Origin of the sequence: Fastidiosibacter lacustris, assembly GCF_003428155.1 — a bacterium.
GTDB classification, from domain to species: Bacteria; Pseudomonadota; Gammaproteobacteria; order Francisellales; family Francisellaceae; genus Caedibacter; species Caedibacter lacustris.
In genome coordinates, this window is record NZ_QLIR01000059.1 from 1 (window position 1) to 711 (window position 711).

Sequence of the window (711 nt, forward strand, 5' to 3'; positions counted from 1 at the left end):
AGTCTTTGTGTTTGGTTAATTGACAAAATTGCAGTAAATGAATCGTTGCCTGCACATTGGCAGAATAAAATACTTGTTCAATTCCATAGTGCTTGGCTAATGCCGCACAATGAATAATACTATCTATATTTTTAATCAGTTTATGATATTCACTATCTGCTAATCCAATCTGCTCTTTTTCTAAATCACAAGCAATGTAAATAATACGATCACTAAAATGATCTTGCAGAGACACGTCAAAATAAAATTGGTATTTATGTGCCATACGTTCCCTTGCATGCACTTCATCTTTAGCTCTAACACAAAGGTAAATTTGATAGGATGTTAAAGTCAATAACTGGTGTAACAGATTGCACCCTAGAAAACCAGTGGCGCCAGTCAATAATACCGTTTTAATTGATTTGTTTGTGTAATGTATTATCGGCATATGGGCTACTTCTGCCAAATATTGCTCTTTTTTAAGCAATGCAGCCGAATTCAGTGGTTTGTTATGATGCTGAGTATAATACTGTTTAATTTGTGCTAATTTAGCAATCAATAAATCATGTGTAATACGTTTATTATAGGCAAGCTTTCTGGGTGTGCGTAAATCAAATATCTCTGAGACAGCAATATCAAAGTTTGCCTGTAAGGTCACTGCCAATTGAATCGCTTTAATCGAATTACCGCCAAGCGTAAAGAAGTCATCATCGATGCCCACTTTTTCAATCA

The 711-nt window shown here is 34.9% G+C and carries 1 protein-coding gene; it reads right to left on the minus strand.

Features of this window, described 5'->3' with window-relative positions; translation table 11 throughout:
• Positions 1–711: SDR family oxidoreductase (locus tag DNJ77_RS09865; RefSeq protein ID WP_116964873.1), on the minus strand; the 711-nt coding region annotated here is incomplete at both ends.